Genomic DNA, 18,772 nt, shown 5'->3' on the forward strand with positions numbered 1-18,772 from the left:
GACACCTTAAACGGAGTGCCGGTAACACCAGAGAATACGGATGTAACACCAGTAATAGCAGGACCATTGAGTATTGATGCCGCAGGTGTATTGACCTTAGCACCAAATACTCCATCGGGAACTTACCCTATCACCTACACCATCTGTGAGGTAAATCCGATAACAGAATTGGCGGTAAGCCCTGCAAATTGTGCTTCGGTAACCGATACTGTAACAGTATTGAACCCGATAGATGCAAAAGATGATGGAACAGCAATTTCACCATTTGCAACCATTCAATCAGCTGCAAGTGCAACTATTGTTGGTGATGTTACAAAAAATGACACCTTGAATGGAGTGCCAGTTACAGGAAACAATACCGATGTAACACCGGTAACGGAAGGACCATTGAGTATTGATGCAACAGGTGTATTGAGCTTAGCGCCAAATACCCCTTCAGGAAACTACACCATCAACTATCAGTTATGTGAAGTAGATGCAGTACCGGGTAATTGTGATACAGCAACAGCTTATGTAAGAGTCGTTCTGATTGATGCAGCTAATGATACAGGAAATCCAATAACAGGTATAACAGGAGGTCAATCATTATCAAATGTATTAACTAACGATACTCTTAACGGTATTCCGGCAACATTAGCAACTGTGAATCTAACTCAGGTATCAACTACTAATACAGGAGTAACATTAAACCCTGTGAATGGAAGCGTGAATGTAGCGGCAGGAACAGCAGGAGGAAACTATTTAGTAACATATCAAATATGTGACAAAGCAAATCCTACTTTCTGTGATACTGCAACAGTGAGTGTCTTTGTAGAAGGACCATCAATTGCAATTGTGAAAACTGCTCATTTTAACGATGAACATGCCGACGGATATGCAGTAATAGGAGAAACCATAAGCTATAGTTTTACAATTACAAATACCGGAAATGTTCCTTTGAGCAATGTTAGGATTACGGATTTATTACCTGGTATAGTGATTACAGGTGAACCGATAACATTAGGAATAGGCGAATCTGACAGTACAACATTTACAGCGACTTACCCATTAACTAAAGAAGATCTCTTGCTAGGAAGTGTAACAAATCAAGCGACTGCTTTTGGAACAAGCCCATTGAATTATGTTGTTGAAGATTTATCTGATAGCAGTAGTGTTTTGACCGATGATTCTACTGTACTTGGTGTAACTGGATGTACAATAGAAGTGTTTAATGCGATATCTCCAAATGATGATGGAAATAACGATGTCTTTTACATACGAGGACTGGAATGTTACCCGGACAACACTGTTGAAATATACAATCGTTGGGGAGTATTAGTATTCGAAAGAAGCGGATATAACAATACAGACAAAGCTTTTAGAGGTATCTCCGAAGGTCGTGTAACAATAAAACAATCAGAAGGATTGCCTACAGGAACTTATTTCTATATCCTTAAATACAGAGATAGTGAATCTAAGGGACACGAAAAATCAGGGTACTTGTATTTAAATAGAAAATAAAATAATTTTTGAGGGAGAGAAATGAATTTCTCTCCCTCAAGATTAAAAATAAAAGAGATGAGAGCAAAAATCAAAATAGCAGTTTTACTAATGATGTCGATGGCAGGTTATTCCCAGCAAGACTCACAGTTCACACAGTACATGTATAACACCATCAATGTAAATCCGGCTTACGCAGGATCACGGGAAACGATGAGCATATTTGCCTTACACCGTACCCAATGGGTAGGACTTGATGGAGCGCCGGTGACTAATACCGCTTCGATCCACACACCCATCAACGGGAGCAATGTGGGTTTAGGTTTGTCTGTCATCAACGATCGTATCGGGCCATCAGACGAGAATAATATTGCGGTAGATTTCTCCTACACAATTCAAACTTCATACAAATACAAATTATCTTTTGGATTAAAAGCATCAGCAAATCTGCTTAATATAGATTTCACAAAATTGAATAAATACGATCAGAACGATTACGCATTTGATACAAATATTGACAACAAATTTTCACCTAACATAGGTGTGGGATTGTATTTGCATTCAGACAACAGCTATATTGGCCTATCTGCCCCCAACCTATTAGAAACCAAACACTTTGACAGGTATGCCAGCACAGGGGCTAACAGCCATGTTGCGACTGAAAAAATCCATTATTATTTAATCGCTGGCCATGTGTTTGATTTAAATCCAAATGTTAAGTTTAAGCCTTCCTTATTAACAAAAATGGTTGCAGGCGCACCGCTACAAGTAGATATTTCGGGTAATTTTATGATTAATGAGAAATTTGTAGCCGGTGTTGCCTATAGATGGAGTGCCGCCGTGAGTGCTTTGGCAGGCTTTCAGGTGAACGACAACTGGTTTATAGGATATGGTTATGACTTAGAAACCACAAGATTATCCAACTACAATTCAGGTTCCCACGAAATATTTTTGCGTTATGAATTGTTCTCACGCAACAGTAGAATAGTTACACCAAGATTCTTCTAAAAAAGACCCATTATGAAAAAAATTATATGTAGTATGCTGTTTTTCATTATAACAATGAACAACTATTCACAAAAAGCAAAAGAAGCTAAAGCCGACAAAGAATATGACCAATATGCTTATGTTGATGCCATAAAAACCTATGAACGTCTTTTCGAAAAAGGCTATAAGTCGGCTGATATGTTGCAAAAACTGGGCGATTCCTATTATTTCAAGGGTGAATTAGATAACGCTGCAAAATATTATGGAGAGTTATTTTCTTTGACACAAGAAGTAACTCCTGAATATTATTACCGTTATGCACAATCCCTTAAAGCCGTAAAAGAATACAAAAAGGCCGATGAAATGTTGATAATCTTCAATCAAAAAAGCGGTAACGACAGCAGAGCAGCATTAGCTGCTTCCCAAAAAGATTATTTGGCAGAAATTAAAAAAAATTCAGGACGTTATACTCTTGAAAACACCGGAATTAATTCGAACAAATCAGATTATGGAAGTACATTTTATAATAATAAAGTAATATTTGCTTCGGCAAGAGATACCATTGGCATATCCAAAAAACAACATACCTGGACAGGCGAAAGTTTTACCAATTTATACAGTGCCGACATAGGCGATCAGGGAAGTTTATCAAACCCAAATCCATTTGGAAAAAAATTAAATACTAAATTTCATGAGTCGACACCCGTATTTACTAAAGACGGAAAAACAGTTTACTTTACCAGAAATAATTTCCTGAATGGTAAAAAAGGTAAAGATGCCGATAAAACCACTTTGCTTAAAATATACAAAGCCACTCTAGATGGAGACGATTGGAAAGACATTATCGAGTTGCCGTTCAATAGCGATGAATACAATACAGCGCATCCGGCATTGAGTGCCGATGAGAAGACCTTGTATTTTGCGTCTAATATGCCCGGAACTATTGGGCAATCTGATATTTATAAAGTAGCTATAAACAGCGACGGAAGTTTTGGAACACCAACTAATTTAGGTCGGACTGTCAATACCGAGGGAAGAGAAACTTTCCCTATGATAACTCCTGACAATGAATTGTACTTTGCCTCTGATGGACACCCTGGCCTTGGAGGATTAGATATTTTTGTGACCAAAGAACAAGCAGACGGAAGATATAAAGAGGTACAAAATGTGGGAGAGCCATTAAACAGCTCCATGGATGATTTTGGGTTTTTAATCAACAATTCAACCCGATACGGCTATGTGACATCCAACAGAGATGGAGGCCAGGGAAATGATGATATCTACCGATTTGTAGAAACTAAAAAGCTGGAATGCGAGCAGTTGTTATCAGGAATTGTAACCGATAAAATTACAGGATTACCATTAACTAATAGCAAGGTGTCTTTGTCTGATTCTAAATATACAAAACTGCAAGAAACAATGACCGACAGTCAGGGAAAATTTGATTTCGGGAAAGTAGATTGTGGAAAAAAATACTATCTAAGGGCAGAAAAGGAAGAATACACTACCATAGAAATCGCTACAGTGACAGCAGAAGAATCAGGCAAAACTTTTGTGCCTATGGAACTCGAAAAAGAAGTTTGCAAATTGGCAATTGGTGATGATCTTTCCAAATGTTTTAAAATCAAAATTATTTACTTTGACTTAGATAAATCGTTTATTCGTACAGATGCCGCAATGGAATTGTCGAAAATACTGGATGTTTTAGAACAAAATCCAACGATGGAAATAGATGTACGCTCGCATACCGATTGCCGCCAAACAGCTAAATACAATATGGCTTTATCTGACCGAAGAGCCAAATCGACTATCGCCTGGTTAGTATCAAAAGATATTAACAAATCCAGAATTACCGGAAGAGGCTACGGAGAATCACAATTAGTGAACGATTGCGGTTGCGAACCAACCAATAAATCGGATTGTACCGAAGAACAACATCAAGCCAATAGAAGATCGGAATTTATTATTACAAAATTGTAGTTTTTAATATAATGATGATGATTGGTGATTTCACTCTACAATTTTGAAAATTAAAAACTAAAAGCAATAAAAAATTCAATTGTCAATTTGCATTACTAGCTGTTACTACACCATTTTGTAGCGATTTTAGATTTGTGTGTTTTGGGGTGATTGTGATTTAAAATAATTCGTTTATCCATACAAAAATCTGTTAGAGGAATTTCTTGTAGAAATAGTTCTACAAAGCCCTATTAAGCTTTCTACAGATTGTTCGTTTCGTTGGAATTAAATTTGAAATTAGATTACTAGCTCTTAATCTTTACAATTACAGGAAACGTAAAATAGTAGCACCATGAGTAAATCGATAAAATAAAAAATATGAAAAATAAAATTCTTTTAGCAATTATATGCTTAGTTTCAATAGGTGCTTTTGCACAAGGTTCATTAGAAAAAGGAGGCCTGCAATTAAACGCCGGATTTGGAACTTCCGGATGGGGTACTCCAGTTTATGTAGGTCTTGATTATGGAATTCATCAGGATATCACTTTAGGGGGTGAATTGTCTTATCGTTCCGATAGTCAAACATACGGATCAAACAAATATAAATCTTCGGTAATTGGGATAGGTGTTAACGGAAATTATCATTTCAATCGTGTTTTAAAAATGCCAAGTAAATGGGATTTGTATGCCGGTCTAGGTCTTAATTATTATGTGTGGAGTTATGATAATGACATGTATAAAGGAAATGACCATTCTGATATTGGACTTGGAGCACAGCTGGGTGCCAGGTATTTCTTTACGGATAAATTTGGAGTCAATTTAGAACTAGGAGGCGGAAATGCTACAAGTGGAGCAAAAATTGGAATTACTTACAAATTGTAATTCTATATAAAAAATGACTTTCTTACTTACATAGCTACTATAGTTTCCCTGTAATTGTGGGTTTGGGGTTTTAAATATCGAATGTGCAATATAAACAGCTTAGATAATTATTGAAAGCTGCAATGTGTTACTGATTTATATATAAATAAGTTGGATTACTTATATTCTTGTTGTTTCAGGTGGCTCAGATTTAAGCTTTTTTGGCAGTTTAGGTCGGATATGGAAGTTTTGGGGTCTTCCTGCCTCCTGATCAACATGAATTTAACTTTAGGAATAATCCAAACTCCTACTCATAACTGAATGTATCTAATCAAAAAATCCATTCTAGAATCAAATAAAAACATTTACAGTAAATTTTTAATAAAGGATGACTATTTTGAGGAGAGGTGATGCAAAAATTTTAAAAATGAAAATGAAAAATGAATAGAAAAACAATCTCCATAATCAGCTACTTTACCATTATAGGATGGATAATTGCTTTTGCTATGTATTATAATGGTGGGTATAGGTCTTTATTGGTTCAATATCATTTAAAACAATCATTTGGATTAGGTATTTTAAGCATATTTCTGAATGTCTTATTCTTTACTATATTTCCAATTATCTCTTCCCAGTTATTAGTATTTACCCTTTTAAATACTGGGATTATAACCTTTTTGATTTTAGGCATCATGAATGCTGCAAACCAAAAGAAACAGCCGGTTCCCTTAATTGGTTCCCTATTTGTAGATCGATTTTATTTTATTTGAATTTATCCTTTTAGTATTACATCACCCACTTTAACAATTAACAATAGTATTTAAGATTTTCTAATTGAGGCTAAAATCTCATCCTGACCAAACTAAACAAATCTAAATGAGCTAAAAATAGGGTTTATGATAAGTCCGGAAGTAAAACTGTATTGATAATAATAAAACATCAATGCCGGAATATCAAAAAAATCATTAAGTGGTGAAAATTCTAAGTTACCAGAATAGTAAAGAGACATGAGGTATGGATAAAAAAAAAGGTTTAATATACGATCCCCAGAAATATTTTTCAAGATTTATAAAATATAAATTCAAAACGAATTTCACTTTTGATGTCTATAGAAATTTCAATCATTTCAATACTGATTCATTAACAAACTATTCGATAATAATATTTGTAGTTTATTCAGAGAAAGAATTATCGGACTTAAAGAAAGTGCATAAAAAGGGAATCCCTTTGATTGTATGTACATTCAATGAAGAAATATTAAAAAAAATGAAAAAAGTTGATGACATATTTCTACTTGACACTTCTGTCATTCGATCTGAATTAACTAGAGAATTAGAATATTATTTTAATTCTTGCCTGCCTCCTACTCTAGCCAAAATAAACTAAAGGGATTAAAGACCGATTTTATAATTAATTCTACATAGTGTAAGGATTTGTTCTACTATATTTTAATTTTTATTTAAACAAATTTGTCATAACCATAACAAACAAAAAAATGAGAAAATTATTTTTATTATGTATTGCCTCAGCAATATCTACAGCTTCTTTTGCACAAGAAGTAACTTTAAAAAAAACAGGAAAATTAGAAGTAAATGCCTCGCCATCTGTTGAACAGTCTAAAGCGAAAGTTGCCGAAATAGATAAAAAAGCAAAAAGGCAAAAAGACGAATTTAATCGTAAAAAAAGAGAAAATCAGGGTTTTGTAAAAGGTAACGAAGGGAAAGCAAAATCAGCAATAAATAAAGCTGATGCTAAAATTAAGGATGAAGGTAAAGGAATTGGCAAAAGAGTAAAAGAAAATATCAGTAATGAAAAAGCGCCAAAAATAGCCGATAAAATTACCGGTAATTATAATGGTAAAAAGGTATATACTGGTGCCAAAGGCGGCAAGTATTACATCAATTCGAATGGAAACAAAACCTACATTCAGGACATACAACTAAAAACAAAATAAAAACAGATATTGATGTAGGTCTAAAATTAAACAACACTAATCAACCAAAATAAAGGTCGATTAGTGTGTTTAAAATGCTATCCTCATTAACCCCCGTTATAGGATAGCGATACAAAAACTAACCTAACTAAAAACTTAGTTATTGGATAGAAACAATAACAAACTCACTTCTTCTGTTAGCTTGATGTTCTTCTTCTGTACATTCAACTCCGTCAGCACATTTATTGACTAACTGAGATTCACCGTATCCTTTAGCTGTTAATCTGGATTGATTAACACCATTTTGAATCAACCATTCTTTAGTTGAAGCAGCTCTTCTTTCTGAAAGTTTTTCATTATATGCTGCTGTATTTCTACTGTCAGTATGGGAACGGATATCGATTTTAATTGTTGGATTTTGCACCATTACATCCAGAATTTTAGACAATTCCAAAGCTGCATCCGGACGAATATTGTATTTATTCAAATCAAAATAGATGATTTTGATTCCGAAAGCCTTAGCGATATCATCTCCAACAGTTACTTTTTTAAGTGTTTTTTCAATAGTTACAGGAACAATAGTTTTCCCCGTATTGTCAGCGATTGTGGTTGAAATTTCGTCAGTATTGTAAGCTTCTTTTTCTGTTTTGATATAATATTTAGCTTCGCAGTCCACTTCGCCAAAATCAAACTCCCCTTTAGCATTTGTAGTAGCTGATTTTAAAAGCTTATAACTACTATCGTATAAACTTACTTTAGCATTTTCGATCATTTCGCCGGTTTCTACGTCAGCAACAGTACCCGCTAAAAATTGTTCACAAGGATATTCAATGGGTCTGGTTTCTTTTGCTTTATAGATATCATCTCCTCCTAATCCTCCGTCTCTGTTAGAAGTAACATACCCTATTTTAGTATTTGTATTAAATAAAAAACCAAAATCATCCTTAGAGCTGTTTAAAGGCTCCCCTACATTTAAAACTTCTTTAAAGCTTCCGTCCTGTCTGGCTTTCGAAACAAAAACATCCAGCCCTCCTAAACCGGGATGACCGTCAGAAGCAAAATAAAGTTCGTTTTTTTCTGTACTAAAAGGAAAGGTTTCTCTACCCTCAGTATTGATTGTTTTTCCTAAATTTTCCGGAGTACCGAAAGTTCCATCTTCGTTGATACTCACTTGATAAATATCTGACTGACCTAAAGTTCCCGGCATATCCGAAGCAAAATACATGGTTTTTTCATCAAAACTCAAAGCAGGATGTGCCACACTGTAATTATTGCTGTTAAAAGGCAGTTCAGTAATAGCATCCCAACTTTCCCCTTTTAAAGTCGCTTTATAAACTTTTAGCAAAGTGGTTTCATTAGCATTTTTACCTCTTTTCCCATTGTTGTAGTTATTTCTGGTAAAGTAAACCGTAGTTCCGTCTTTAGTAAAAACAGGTGTTGACTCATGGAATTTAGTATTCAAATTTTTGAATGCTCTTTTTACGTCTTTTAAAGAACCATCAGCATCAATACTTGACTGATACAAATTAGTGAATCCTTCTCCTGTCCAGGGATCCATTCTTTTTACAAAATTTCCGGTATCACGGGCAGTTGTAAAAACTAAATTTTCCTTGTAATAAGAACTTCCGTAATCAGAATACTCCGAATTGATTCCGGCATTTTCAATTATATATCTGCCGGAATTCTTTTTGATCACTTCCAGATAATCCTTTTGGGTTAAGGCTAATTTGGCTCTTAGATCATTTCCATTTTCTTTATTAAAACGGGCCATCATTTCATCGGCTTTTTCATATTCCTTAATCGATTTTAAGGATTGAGCAAAACGATAATAAAATTCCGGTTTTACGATGGTTTCGGCAGCATAAAGCTCTTTATAATACTTGGCTGCATTTTCTAAATCCCCATTAAAATAATATGCGTTAGCTAACTTTAACAACATATCCGGCGACTTATACCCTCTTTCATACATACGTTCGTATGTCTTGATGGCATCAATGTAAGCGAATCTATCGTATTCTTTATCTGCTTTATTATCAGAATTAACCTGTGCTGAGAGTTGTAAAGCAAAAAAACCAAACAACAATATTGATATGTAATACTTTTTCATAAGCTATTTTTTTTAGAAAAATCTTGGAGTTATTATTCGTTTTTGAATGTTGAATAATTCAAAACGTAAAAATATTTCGTGAGAACCTGAATTATAATTTTCTAAACTAGTAGTGTCAAAATCATAGCTATATCCTATAAGCAATCCATCAGTAACCTGAATTCCTGCCATGGCTGTTGCAGCAGCACTCCATCGGTAAGAAAGCCCCAATGTAAACTTATCCTGTAACAACACATTAGCAGAAACATCCACCTGTAAAGGCGCTCCTGATACCATTTTTGTCAAAACACTTGGTTTTAATTTTACGGTAGGACTTACATCAAAAACATATCCTCCCATTAAATAATAATGCATTCTATCCTGAATAGCAGCCGAAGCATTGTCATCAAAATGTTTTACATCTAAGAAGTTTGGAACCGAAAAACCTACATATAATTTATCCGAATGATAGTAAACACCTGCTCCAATATTGGGAGAAAATTCATTATCAATATTGTTTTGAAACACCGGACTACCTCCATTATAGCGATCTAATTTTGTATAATCTACATTCAGTAAATTAGCTGTAGCTTTAATACCAAAAGACAAATTATACTTTTCAGAAGTTGGAATGGTATAAGATAAATCCGCCGAAATATTGTTTTGATCCGAAGCTCCAATTTTATCATTTACAAAAGACAGTCCAAGACCCAATTTTGAATTTCGTATAGGTGTATTTATAGAAAATGCATTTGTAGTGGGTGCGCCATCCAGCCCCACCCATTGTGTACGATGCAAGCCAAAAATACTTGTTACACCGCGGCTACCGGCATAAGCAGGATTGATATTGATGGTATTATACATATAATGTGTGTACTGTGAATCTTGTTGGGCAAAACCAGACACCGTTACTAACAACAGAAGTATTATTATAGAATTTGTTTTCATACTATTAATTTTAATTTTATTCTAAAAGAACCTTTCTTTCTCGTATTCTGCATTTATTAATCATTAATTAAATGCAGGTAGCCTGATTTATTAAACCCTTTGCCATCCTTATCTACATAATTAATTACATAGAAATAAGTTCCGTTTGGCAATCCTTTTGACTGATTCACTGTTACTCTTCCTTCAGATATTCCTCTAAAAGCTTTAGTATTGTTATCATAACCATCTACTTCAAACACCTTCACTCCCCAACGGTCAAATATTTGAACCGAATTATCCGGGTAACAATCTATACCTCTTATGTATAATACTTTTTCAAACTCTGATCCTGAATTTGGAGCAACTGCATTAAAGACATTTAATGCACATCCATCCACACCTACAACAGTAACTCCATCTTCCAGAGGATTTGTTTCATGTGATAAATCCTGAACGACTTTACCTAAAGGACTTGTACCAAAAACTATAGCCTGATTACTAACATTACCTGCAATAATATCTGCCTGAGTAAGAGTATAAGTTGAAGAGAAAGTACTATTATCAATAGCACCAACAGCTAAACTAATTGAACCTTCACTCATTCCGTGACCAACCATTTCATCTTCAATCCATATATTTGACAATGGAACATCTCCCATATTCATTACTGTATAACTATACTTAATAGTCTCTCCTATCTGAGCCTGACCATCTTGATTTTCATCCTGAAGTATACCTTTTAACAGTAAAGCGATTTGTGCATTTTCCGGTAAATCTGTGACTGTTGCATCATCATTATTAACTGCTGTTCCTGAGATATCCTGAACATCTGTTCCTTGAGGATCCTTACCGATTGCAATAGCAGTATTGGTTACTTTTTTGGCATTAATATCAGCCTGAGTAATCGTGTATTCCTGTGTTACCACTCCTGTAGCAGATGGTGCTAAAGTGGATGGAACCAATGCCAGTGCTGTTGCTCCTAATTTGGCATCATTGATTACAATATTATTTACCGTTACGTTTCCTGTATTGGTTACTGTAAAGGTGTAGGTAATCTTATCTCCCACAACAGCTTTGGTAGCATTACCATTATAAACCGCTGTTTTAACGAAGGCTAATGATCCTGATTTTGGAATAGTCGTCTCGGTGCTGTTGTCATTATCAACTGCTGTTCCGGAGATATCCTGAACATTCACTCCTTGCGGATCCTTACCAATGGCAATAGCTGTATTGGTTACTTTTCCTGCATCAATATCTGCCTGAGTAATCGTGTATTCCTGTGTAACCACTCCTTCTCCTAAAGGTCCTAGAGTGGATGGAGCCAATGCCAATCCTGTTGCTCCTAATTTGGCATCATTGATTACAATATTGCTTACGGTTACATTTCCTGTATTAGTTACTCTAAACGTGTAGGTAATCTTATCTCCTACAACAGCTTTAGTCGCATTACCATTATAAACTGCTGTTTTAACGAAGGCTAATGATCCTGATTTTGGAATAGTAGTCTCAGTGTTGGTGTCATTGTCAACTGCTGTTCCGGAGATGTCCTGAATATTCACTCCTTGCGGATCCTGACCAATAGCAATTGCGGTATTGCTAACCACTCCTGCATCAATATCAGCCTGAGTAATCGTGTATTCCTGTGTAACCACTCCTTCTCCTAAAGGTGCTAGAGTCGATGGAACCAGTGCCAATCCTGTTGTTCCTAATTTGGCATCATTGATTACAATATTACTTACGGTTACATTTCCTGTATTAGTTACTCTAAAGGTGTAGGTAATCTTATCTCCTACAACAGCTTTAGTAGCATTACCATTATAAACCGCTGTTTTAACAAAGGCTAATGATCCTGATTTTGGAATCGTCGTCTCGGTGCTGGTGTCATTATCAACTGCTGTTCCGGAGATGTCCTGAACATTTACTCCTTGCGGATCCTGACCAATAGCAATTGCGGTATTGCTAACCACTCCTGCATCAATATCTGCCTGAGTAATCGTGTATTCCTGTGTAACCACTCCTGTAGCAGATGGCGCTAAAGTGGATGGAACTAGTGCCAATCCTGTTGTTCCTAATTTGGCATCATTGATTACAATATTACTTACTGTTACATTTCCTGTATTGGTTACTGTAAAGGTGTAGGTAATCTTATCTCCTACAACAGCTTTAGTAGGATCACCATTGTAAACCGCTGTTTTAACAAAGGCTAATGATCCTGATTTTGGAATCGTCGTCTCCGTGTTGGTGTCATTATCAACTGCTGTTCCCGATATATCCTGAACATTCACTCCTTGCGGATCCTGACCAATGGCGATTGCAGTATTGCTAACCACTCCTGCATCAATATCTGCCTGAGTAATCGTGTATTCCTGTGTAACCACTCCTTCTCCTAAAGGTCCTAGAGTGGATGGAGCCAATGCCAATCCTGTTGCTCCTAATTTGGCATCATTGATTACAATATTGCTTACGGTTACATTTCCTGTATTGGTTACTCTAAACGTGTAGGTAATCTTATCTCCTACAACAGCTTTAGTAGCATCACCATTATAAACCGCTGTTTTAACAAAGGCTAATGATGCTGATTTTGGAATAGTAGTCTCAGTGTTGGTGTCATTATCAACTGCTGTTCCGGAGATATCCTGAACATTTACTCCTTGCGGATCCTGACCAATGGCGATTGCGGTATTGCTAACCACTCCTGCATCAATATCAGCCTGAGTAATCGTGTATTCTTGTGTAATCACTCCTTCTCCTAAAGGTGCTAGAGTCGATGGAACCAGTGCCAATCCTGTTACTCCTAATTTGGCATCATTAATTACAATATTACTTACGGTTACATTTCCTGTATTGGTTACTCTAAATGTGTAGGTTATCTTATCTCCTACAACAGCTTTAGTCGCATTACCATTATAAACTGCTGTTTTAACAAAGGCTAATGATCCTGATTTCGGAATCGTCGTCTCGGTGCTGTTGTCATTATCAACTGCTGTTCCGGAGATGTCCTGAACATTCACTCCTTGCGGATCCTGACCAATAGCAATTGCAGTATTGCTAACCACTCCTGCATCAATATCTGCCTGTGTAATCGTGTATTCCTGTGTAATCACTCCCTCTCCTAAAGGTGCTAGAGTGGATGGAACCAGCGCCAATCCTGTTACTCCTAATTTGGCATCATTAATTACAATATTATTTACCGTTACATTTCCTGTATTGGTTACTGTAAAGGTGTAAGTAATCTTATCTCCTACAACAGCTTTAGTAGCATCACCATTGTAAACCGCTGTTTTAACGAAGGCTAGCGAAGCAGATTTTTGTAAAATTGTTACCGTATCATCATTATTATCAACCGCTGTTCCAGAGGTGTCCTGAACATTATCATTTTGCGGATCCTGAGCTAATACAGTAGCTGTATTGGTTACACTTCCTGCATCGATATCAGCTTGTGTAATTGTATATGTTCCTTTAATGGTTGCATTTGAAACTCCAACTCCTAAAGTAGCTATCGGATTACCTGTAATTACCAATCCTGACATTGGGTCAGTCACTACAACATTACTTAATGTTGTATTACCAGTATTGGTAACTCTAAAAGTATAGGTAACTGTATCACCTACTGCTGCTTTCGTAGCATTGCCATTATAAACTCCTGATTTTACTAAGGCGATGGCCGGAGTTTGTGTTACCGGAGTTTCTGTAGCATCATTATTATCAACCGCTGTTCCAGAAGTATCCTGAACATTATTATTCTGTGGATCTTTTGCAATTACTGTTGCTGAGTTTGTTACATTTCCTGCATCAATATCTGCCTGAGTAATTACATACGTTCCTGTGATACTTGTATTGTTAGTAAGTCCTGGTGCTAAAGTAGGTATTGAATTTCCTGTTATAGTTAAACCAACCATTGGATCGCTTACTACAATGTTCTTCAATGTTGTAGTTCCTGTATTAGTAATACTAAAATTATAAGTTATTACATCTCCTAAATTTCTTATTCCTCCTGGAACAGCAACCGCTGTTTTAACTAAAGCAACTGAATTGGTTTGATTAACCGGCGTTTCAGTACTGTCATTTGTACCAATTGTAGTTCCAGAAATATCAGTAACCGGATTATTTAACGGATCATTGGCAGTTACGGTTGCCTGATTAATTACTTTCCCGGCATCAACATCAGCCTGAGTAATAGTATACTCTCCTGTGATAGTTGTATCTTCAACTCCTGGTGCTAATGTAGCTATTGGGTTTCCAGTTATAGTTAAACCTGACATTGGGTCAGTTACTATGATATCTGTTAAGGTTGTAGTTCCTGTATTGGTTACTGCAAAAGTATACGTAATAACATCACCTAAAACTCCTGTTCCGCCTACTGAGGCAGTTTTGACCAAAGCAATTGTTGATCTTTGACCCACTGGCGTTTCAGTAGCATCATCTGTAATTAAAGTGGTTCCGGATATATCTGTAACATTATTATTCTGTGGATCCTGTGCGGTTACTAATGCTGAGTTAGTTACTTTTCCTGCATCAACATCAGCTTGCGTAATAACATAAGTTCCTTTAATACTTATATTAGTAGCTCCCGGTGCTAAAGTTGCTATTGGGTTTCCTGTTATAGTCAAACCAACTAATGGATCCGTTACAACTACATTTGTAAGTGTTGTTGTTCCTGTATTTTTTACTGCAAAAGTATAAGTAATGGTTTCACCCAATCCCCCGGATCCAACAACACTTCCGGTTTTAACCAGAGCAATTGAATGGGTTTGATTTACCGGTGTTTCTGTATTATCATCAGTTGTAATAGTTGTCCCTGAAATATCAGTTACATTATTATTTTGCGGATCCTTAGCAGTTACTAAAGCCGAGTTAGTTACCTTTCCAGCATCAACATCAGCTTGTGTTATGATATAAGTTCCTGTGATACTTGTGTTCACAGCTCCCGGAGCTAATGTAGCTATTGGGTTTCCAGTTATAGTTAATCCTGGCATTGGGTCAGTTACTACAACATTAGTTAATGTTGTATTTCCTGTATTGGTTACACTAAAAGTATAGGTAATAACATCACCTAAAACTCCTGTTCCGCCTACTGAGGCAGTTTTGATCAAAGCAATAGTATTAGTTTGGTCTATTGGTGTAGCGGTACAATCAGTACAGCCTGGATTTATCGGACAAGTCGCACAAGGTGTAGGATCTGTAGAAGTGGCGGTAATAGTAGTTCCCACATTAGTTGTGGCAGTAACTGTTGCTAAATTATACACCACTCCTGCATCAATATCAGCCTGAGTAATCATATAAGTAGCTGTATAACTTGTGGTATCATTAGCACCGGCAGCCAGACTGGCTATCGGAGTTCCTGTTACTGTGGCATTATTATCCGTCACAGTTACATTTGTTAAAGTCTCAAAACCGGTATTTCTTACATCAAAAACATAATCAATTCGGTCTCCCACATTTGCAATTCCATCATTGTTAGCATCTACATAAGTTCCGTCTTTAGTAATTGTAACTGCTGAAGAATTACATTCTAAACCACTTCCCGGTCCTCCGTCACTTTCTGAAGTATTTACAAATGCTCCATATACATCAATCGAATTAATAACACTGGCTACAGAATTCAAAGTCAGCCTTATTTCATCAAAAGCTAAACTTGTTTTAAAACCTATATTATATACTCCCGGTGTTGAACCTAAAATATCAATACCTAAAAGAGACAAATCAATTAATTGACCTGCAGTTCTGGATTCTTGTAAAACATTATCATTATAAGTACTGATGGTCAATGACTGAAGCAAATTAACCTGTGCTAAAGTTCCAAGGTCTCTGATAACATATCCTGCAAAAGTTCCTTGAGGATAAGTAAACAACTGATCTTTTACGGCAACAGATCCGGAACCAACCACTCCTGCAATCAAAGTGATATTAGCAAAATCTGTTTGATCGGCTGTCAATAAGTTATCGGTATTATTTACTGCACATGAAACGCAGGCAACTCCGTCAATTCCTGTTCTGTCTCCATTAATTACAACCGGAAAATCAGGATTTGATAAAACATAATCTTCATTACATTCAACAACAGGGTCACATAATCTCTGGAAAACAGCATTATAGACTCTTACCTGTCCTAAATTTACAGAAGCTAAATTTTCAAAAGTAATCTGAACTTCGTCAAAAGGCATTGTAGAAACAAAACCTACAGTGTTTTTTCCCGTACCAACTAACAAATCAGTACCAACAGACACTAAAGGTCCGTTTCCTGTTTTTGTTTCCTGCTGAACTCCGTTTAAATAAGTTGTTATTCTTACGGCATCCAGAGCACCTACAGTTAATAAATTGGGATTTTCTATGGTATAACCTGCAAAAGTTCCTGCCGGATAATCTGTAATTTGTTCTTTAACAGATAAACTTCCGGTTGTCCCTACTCCTACTGACAAATTCACTTCGGCATAATTAGTAAGATCAGCATCTATTAAATTATCCTGATTCACAACGGTACATAAAGCGCAAAGCACCCCATCAATACCGGTGTTATCACTATTAATATATACCGGATAGGTTGGCGAAGTCAAAGCTGTTTTTGTATTACAATCTAAAGCCGGTCCCGCACAAAATCTTTCAAATACAGCATTATAAACTCTAACCACTCCTAAATTGACTGAAACTAAATTTTCAAAAGTAATCTGAACTTCATCAAAAGCTGTTGTAGATACAAAACCAATCGTTGTTCTTCCTGATCCTCCCAGTAAGTCACTACCAATAGCCACTAATGGACCATTACCTGTTTTTGTCTCCTGTTGAACACCATTTAAAAAAGTGGTTACTCGTACCGCACCCAATGCATCAACATCAAGCAAATTTGGATTCTCTACCATATAACCTGCAAAAGTTCCTGCCGGATAATCTGTAATTTGTTCTTTTACAGATAAACTTCCGGTTGTTCCTAATCCTACTGCCAGATTAACTTCTGCATAATTATCAGGGTCAGCATCTATTAAATTATCCTGATTAACGACATCACATAAAGCACAAAGCACCCCATTAATCCCTGAATTTACATTGTTTACATAAACCGGAAATGTTGGTGCTGTTAAAGCTGTTTTTGTATTACAATCTAAAGCTGGTCCTGCACAAAATTTTTGAAAAACAGCTCCATACACTCTCGTTGTTCCAAGATTTAAACCCACAGTTTGATTCAACGATAATTTTACTTCATCAAAATCCAGAGTACTAACAAATCCTAATTTAAAACGACCTGCCGAAGGGAGTAATCCAACATTGGCAACCAAATCACTACCGCTAAATTGTTCCTGAAAAGTTCCGTTTAAATAAGTAGCAACCACAACATTCCCTAAAGCAGCTATATTTAAAAGACCCGTATTTTCTATTTCAAAACCGGCATAGGTTCCTGCAGCATAATCCGTAATCTGATCTTTGATAGCAATACTTCCTGAACCGGCCACAGCAAGTGTTAAATTAATGGTTGCATAATCAGCATCATTAGAGTTAATCGCATTTTCAACATTCGCAACACTACCCACACTTACTCCTGACATTCCTGTATTAGCCTGACTGATAGCTACAGGATAAGTAGGCAAACTCATTCTTGCAACCGTATTACAATCTAAAGCCGGACCTGCACAATATTCTCTTACTACCGCATGATATACATTAGTAGTAGTCAATAATCCTACTCCGGCATTTAATACTATTTCTACTGCATCAAAAGCTGTAGTCGTATTAAAACCTACTATATACTGACCCGGACTAGATAATAATGACAATCCTAATAAGGAAGCACCTGAAAAAGACTCTTGCTCCACACCATTGTTATAGGTTTTAATGACTGTACCATTTAATAAATCTAAACTGAGTAAGCCACCATTAGGACCAATTTTAAATCCCGCAAAAGTTCCTGCAGCATAAGTAGTCGTATTATTAGCAGTCACTCTCAATGAATGGCTGTAATTAACCGTTAACAGTCCAAAACTGGCTGTAGCTGAATTTGTTAAATCGGCGTCGATTAAATTAGATTCACCGGTTAAACTACATCCTACACAAAGAGCCAAAGGACCATTTGCAAAAGTGTTTTTTGAAACGGTAAAATCACCAGGGGAAACTGAGATTAACGGTGTCGGTTCTTCAACATTACATTGTCCGTAAGAATTAAAAGACAATAATATAAAACCAATAAACAACAAAAGAGAACGAAATACGTTTCTTGTTTTTTTAATATCGGTAAAGGTTTGATTAGATAAATCTGGGTAGTTTTTTCTCATAATCCAAAGAGTTTAATTTTGATTGAAATCTATATTTTAGGTTTATTTAATCCGAATAATAGGATTACAGAAATTATAAAACCGAACAGTAATAAAGATTTAGTGACAAAATTAAAGGATAGTATAGAGATAAATGCCTATTTTGGCTAGACATAAAACTATAAGTTAACAAAATAAAAACTATTAAAAAATCGCTAAAAATCAACTTCAAAACAGATTTATTCTTACAAAAAATACTTGATTATAGTGCTATCTTTGTAAAGAACTACAATCACATCG

General features: G+C 35.9%; 9 protein-coding genes. 6 read left to right on the forward strand and 3 right to left on the reverse strand.

Translation table 11 applies throughout. The features are described 5' to 3' along the window. The 6 genes from BUB89_RS03220 to BUB89_RS03250 form a co-directional block, all read left to right on the forward strand. Window positions 1-1,500: T9SS type B sorting domain-containing protein (locus BUB89_RS03220; protein WP_143161157.1), on the forward strand; the 1,500-nt coding region annotated here is incomplete at its 5' end. A 57-nt stretch (window positions 1,501-1,557) separates the two neighbouring features. Then, on the forward strand, window positions 1,558-2,487 hold the full coding sequence (locus tag BUB89_RS03225) for a PorP/SprF family type IX secretion system membrane protein (protein WP_073242954.1): 930 nt from the start codon (window positions 1,558-1,560) through the stop codon (window positions 2,485-2,487). A gap of 12 nt (window positions 2,488-2,499) precedes the next feature. Further along, entirely contained in the window at window positions 2,500-4,446 is a 1,947-nt protein-coding gene (locus BUB89_RS03230; protein WP_073241895.1) for an OmpA family protein, read from the forward strand. Between the two features lie 357 nt (window positions 4,447-4,803). After that, window positions 4,804-5,307 (forward strand): outer membrane beta-barrel protein, encoded by a 504-nt coding sequence (locus BUB89_RS03235; RefSeq protein ID WP_073241897.1) that lies wholly within the window; start codon window positions 4,804-4,806, stop codon window positions 5,305-5,307. A 993-nt stretch (window positions 5,308-6,300) separates the two neighbouring features. Next, window positions 6,301-6,672 carry a hypothetical protein gene (locus BUB89_RS03245; protein WP_073241901.1) on the forward strand — a complete coding sequence of 124 codons (372 nt, stop codon included), beginning with the start codon at window positions 6,301-6,303 and terminating at the stop codon, window positions 6,670-6,672. 109 nt (window positions 6,673-6,781) lie between these two features. After that, entirely contained in the window at window positions 6,782-7,240 is a 459-nt protein-coding gene (locus BUB89_RS03250; RefSeq protein WP_073241903.1) for a hypothetical protein, read from the forward strand. Between the two features lie 139 nt (window positions 7,241-7,379). Here the strand turns inward: BUB89_RS03250 and BUB89_RS03255 are convergent, their stop codons facing one another. From BUB89_RS03255 to BUB89_RS03265, 3 genes are read right to left on the reverse strand one after another with little or no spacing between them, the layout of a single operon-like run. Then, on the reverse strand, window positions 7,380-9,326 hold the full coding sequence (locus BUB89_RS03255) for an OmpA family protein (RefSeq protein WP_073241905.1): 1,947 nt from the start codon (window positions 9,324-9,326) through the stop codon (window positions 7,380-7,382). Between the two features lie 12 nt (window positions 9,327-9,338). After that, a complete protein-coding gene (locus BUB89_RS03260; protein WP_073241907.1) occupies window positions 9,339-10,253 on the reverse strand; it encodes a PorP/SprF family type IX secretion system membrane protein in 915 nt (304 codons plus the stop codon). A 56-nt stretch (window positions 10,254-10,309) separates the two neighbouring features. Beyond that, entirely contained in the window at window positions 10,310-18,493 is an 8,184-nt protein-coding gene (locus tag BUB89_RS03265) for a DUF7507 domain-containing protein (RefSeq protein WP_073241909.1), read from the reverse strand. Window positions 18,494-18,772: the final 279 nt, after the last annotated feature.

The sequence above is a fragment of the Flavobacterium flevense genome (assembly GCF_900142775.1).
Classification (GTDB): domain Bacteria; phylum Bacteroidota; class Bacteroidia; order Flavobacteriales; family Flavobacteriaceae; genus Flavobacterium; species Flavobacterium flevense.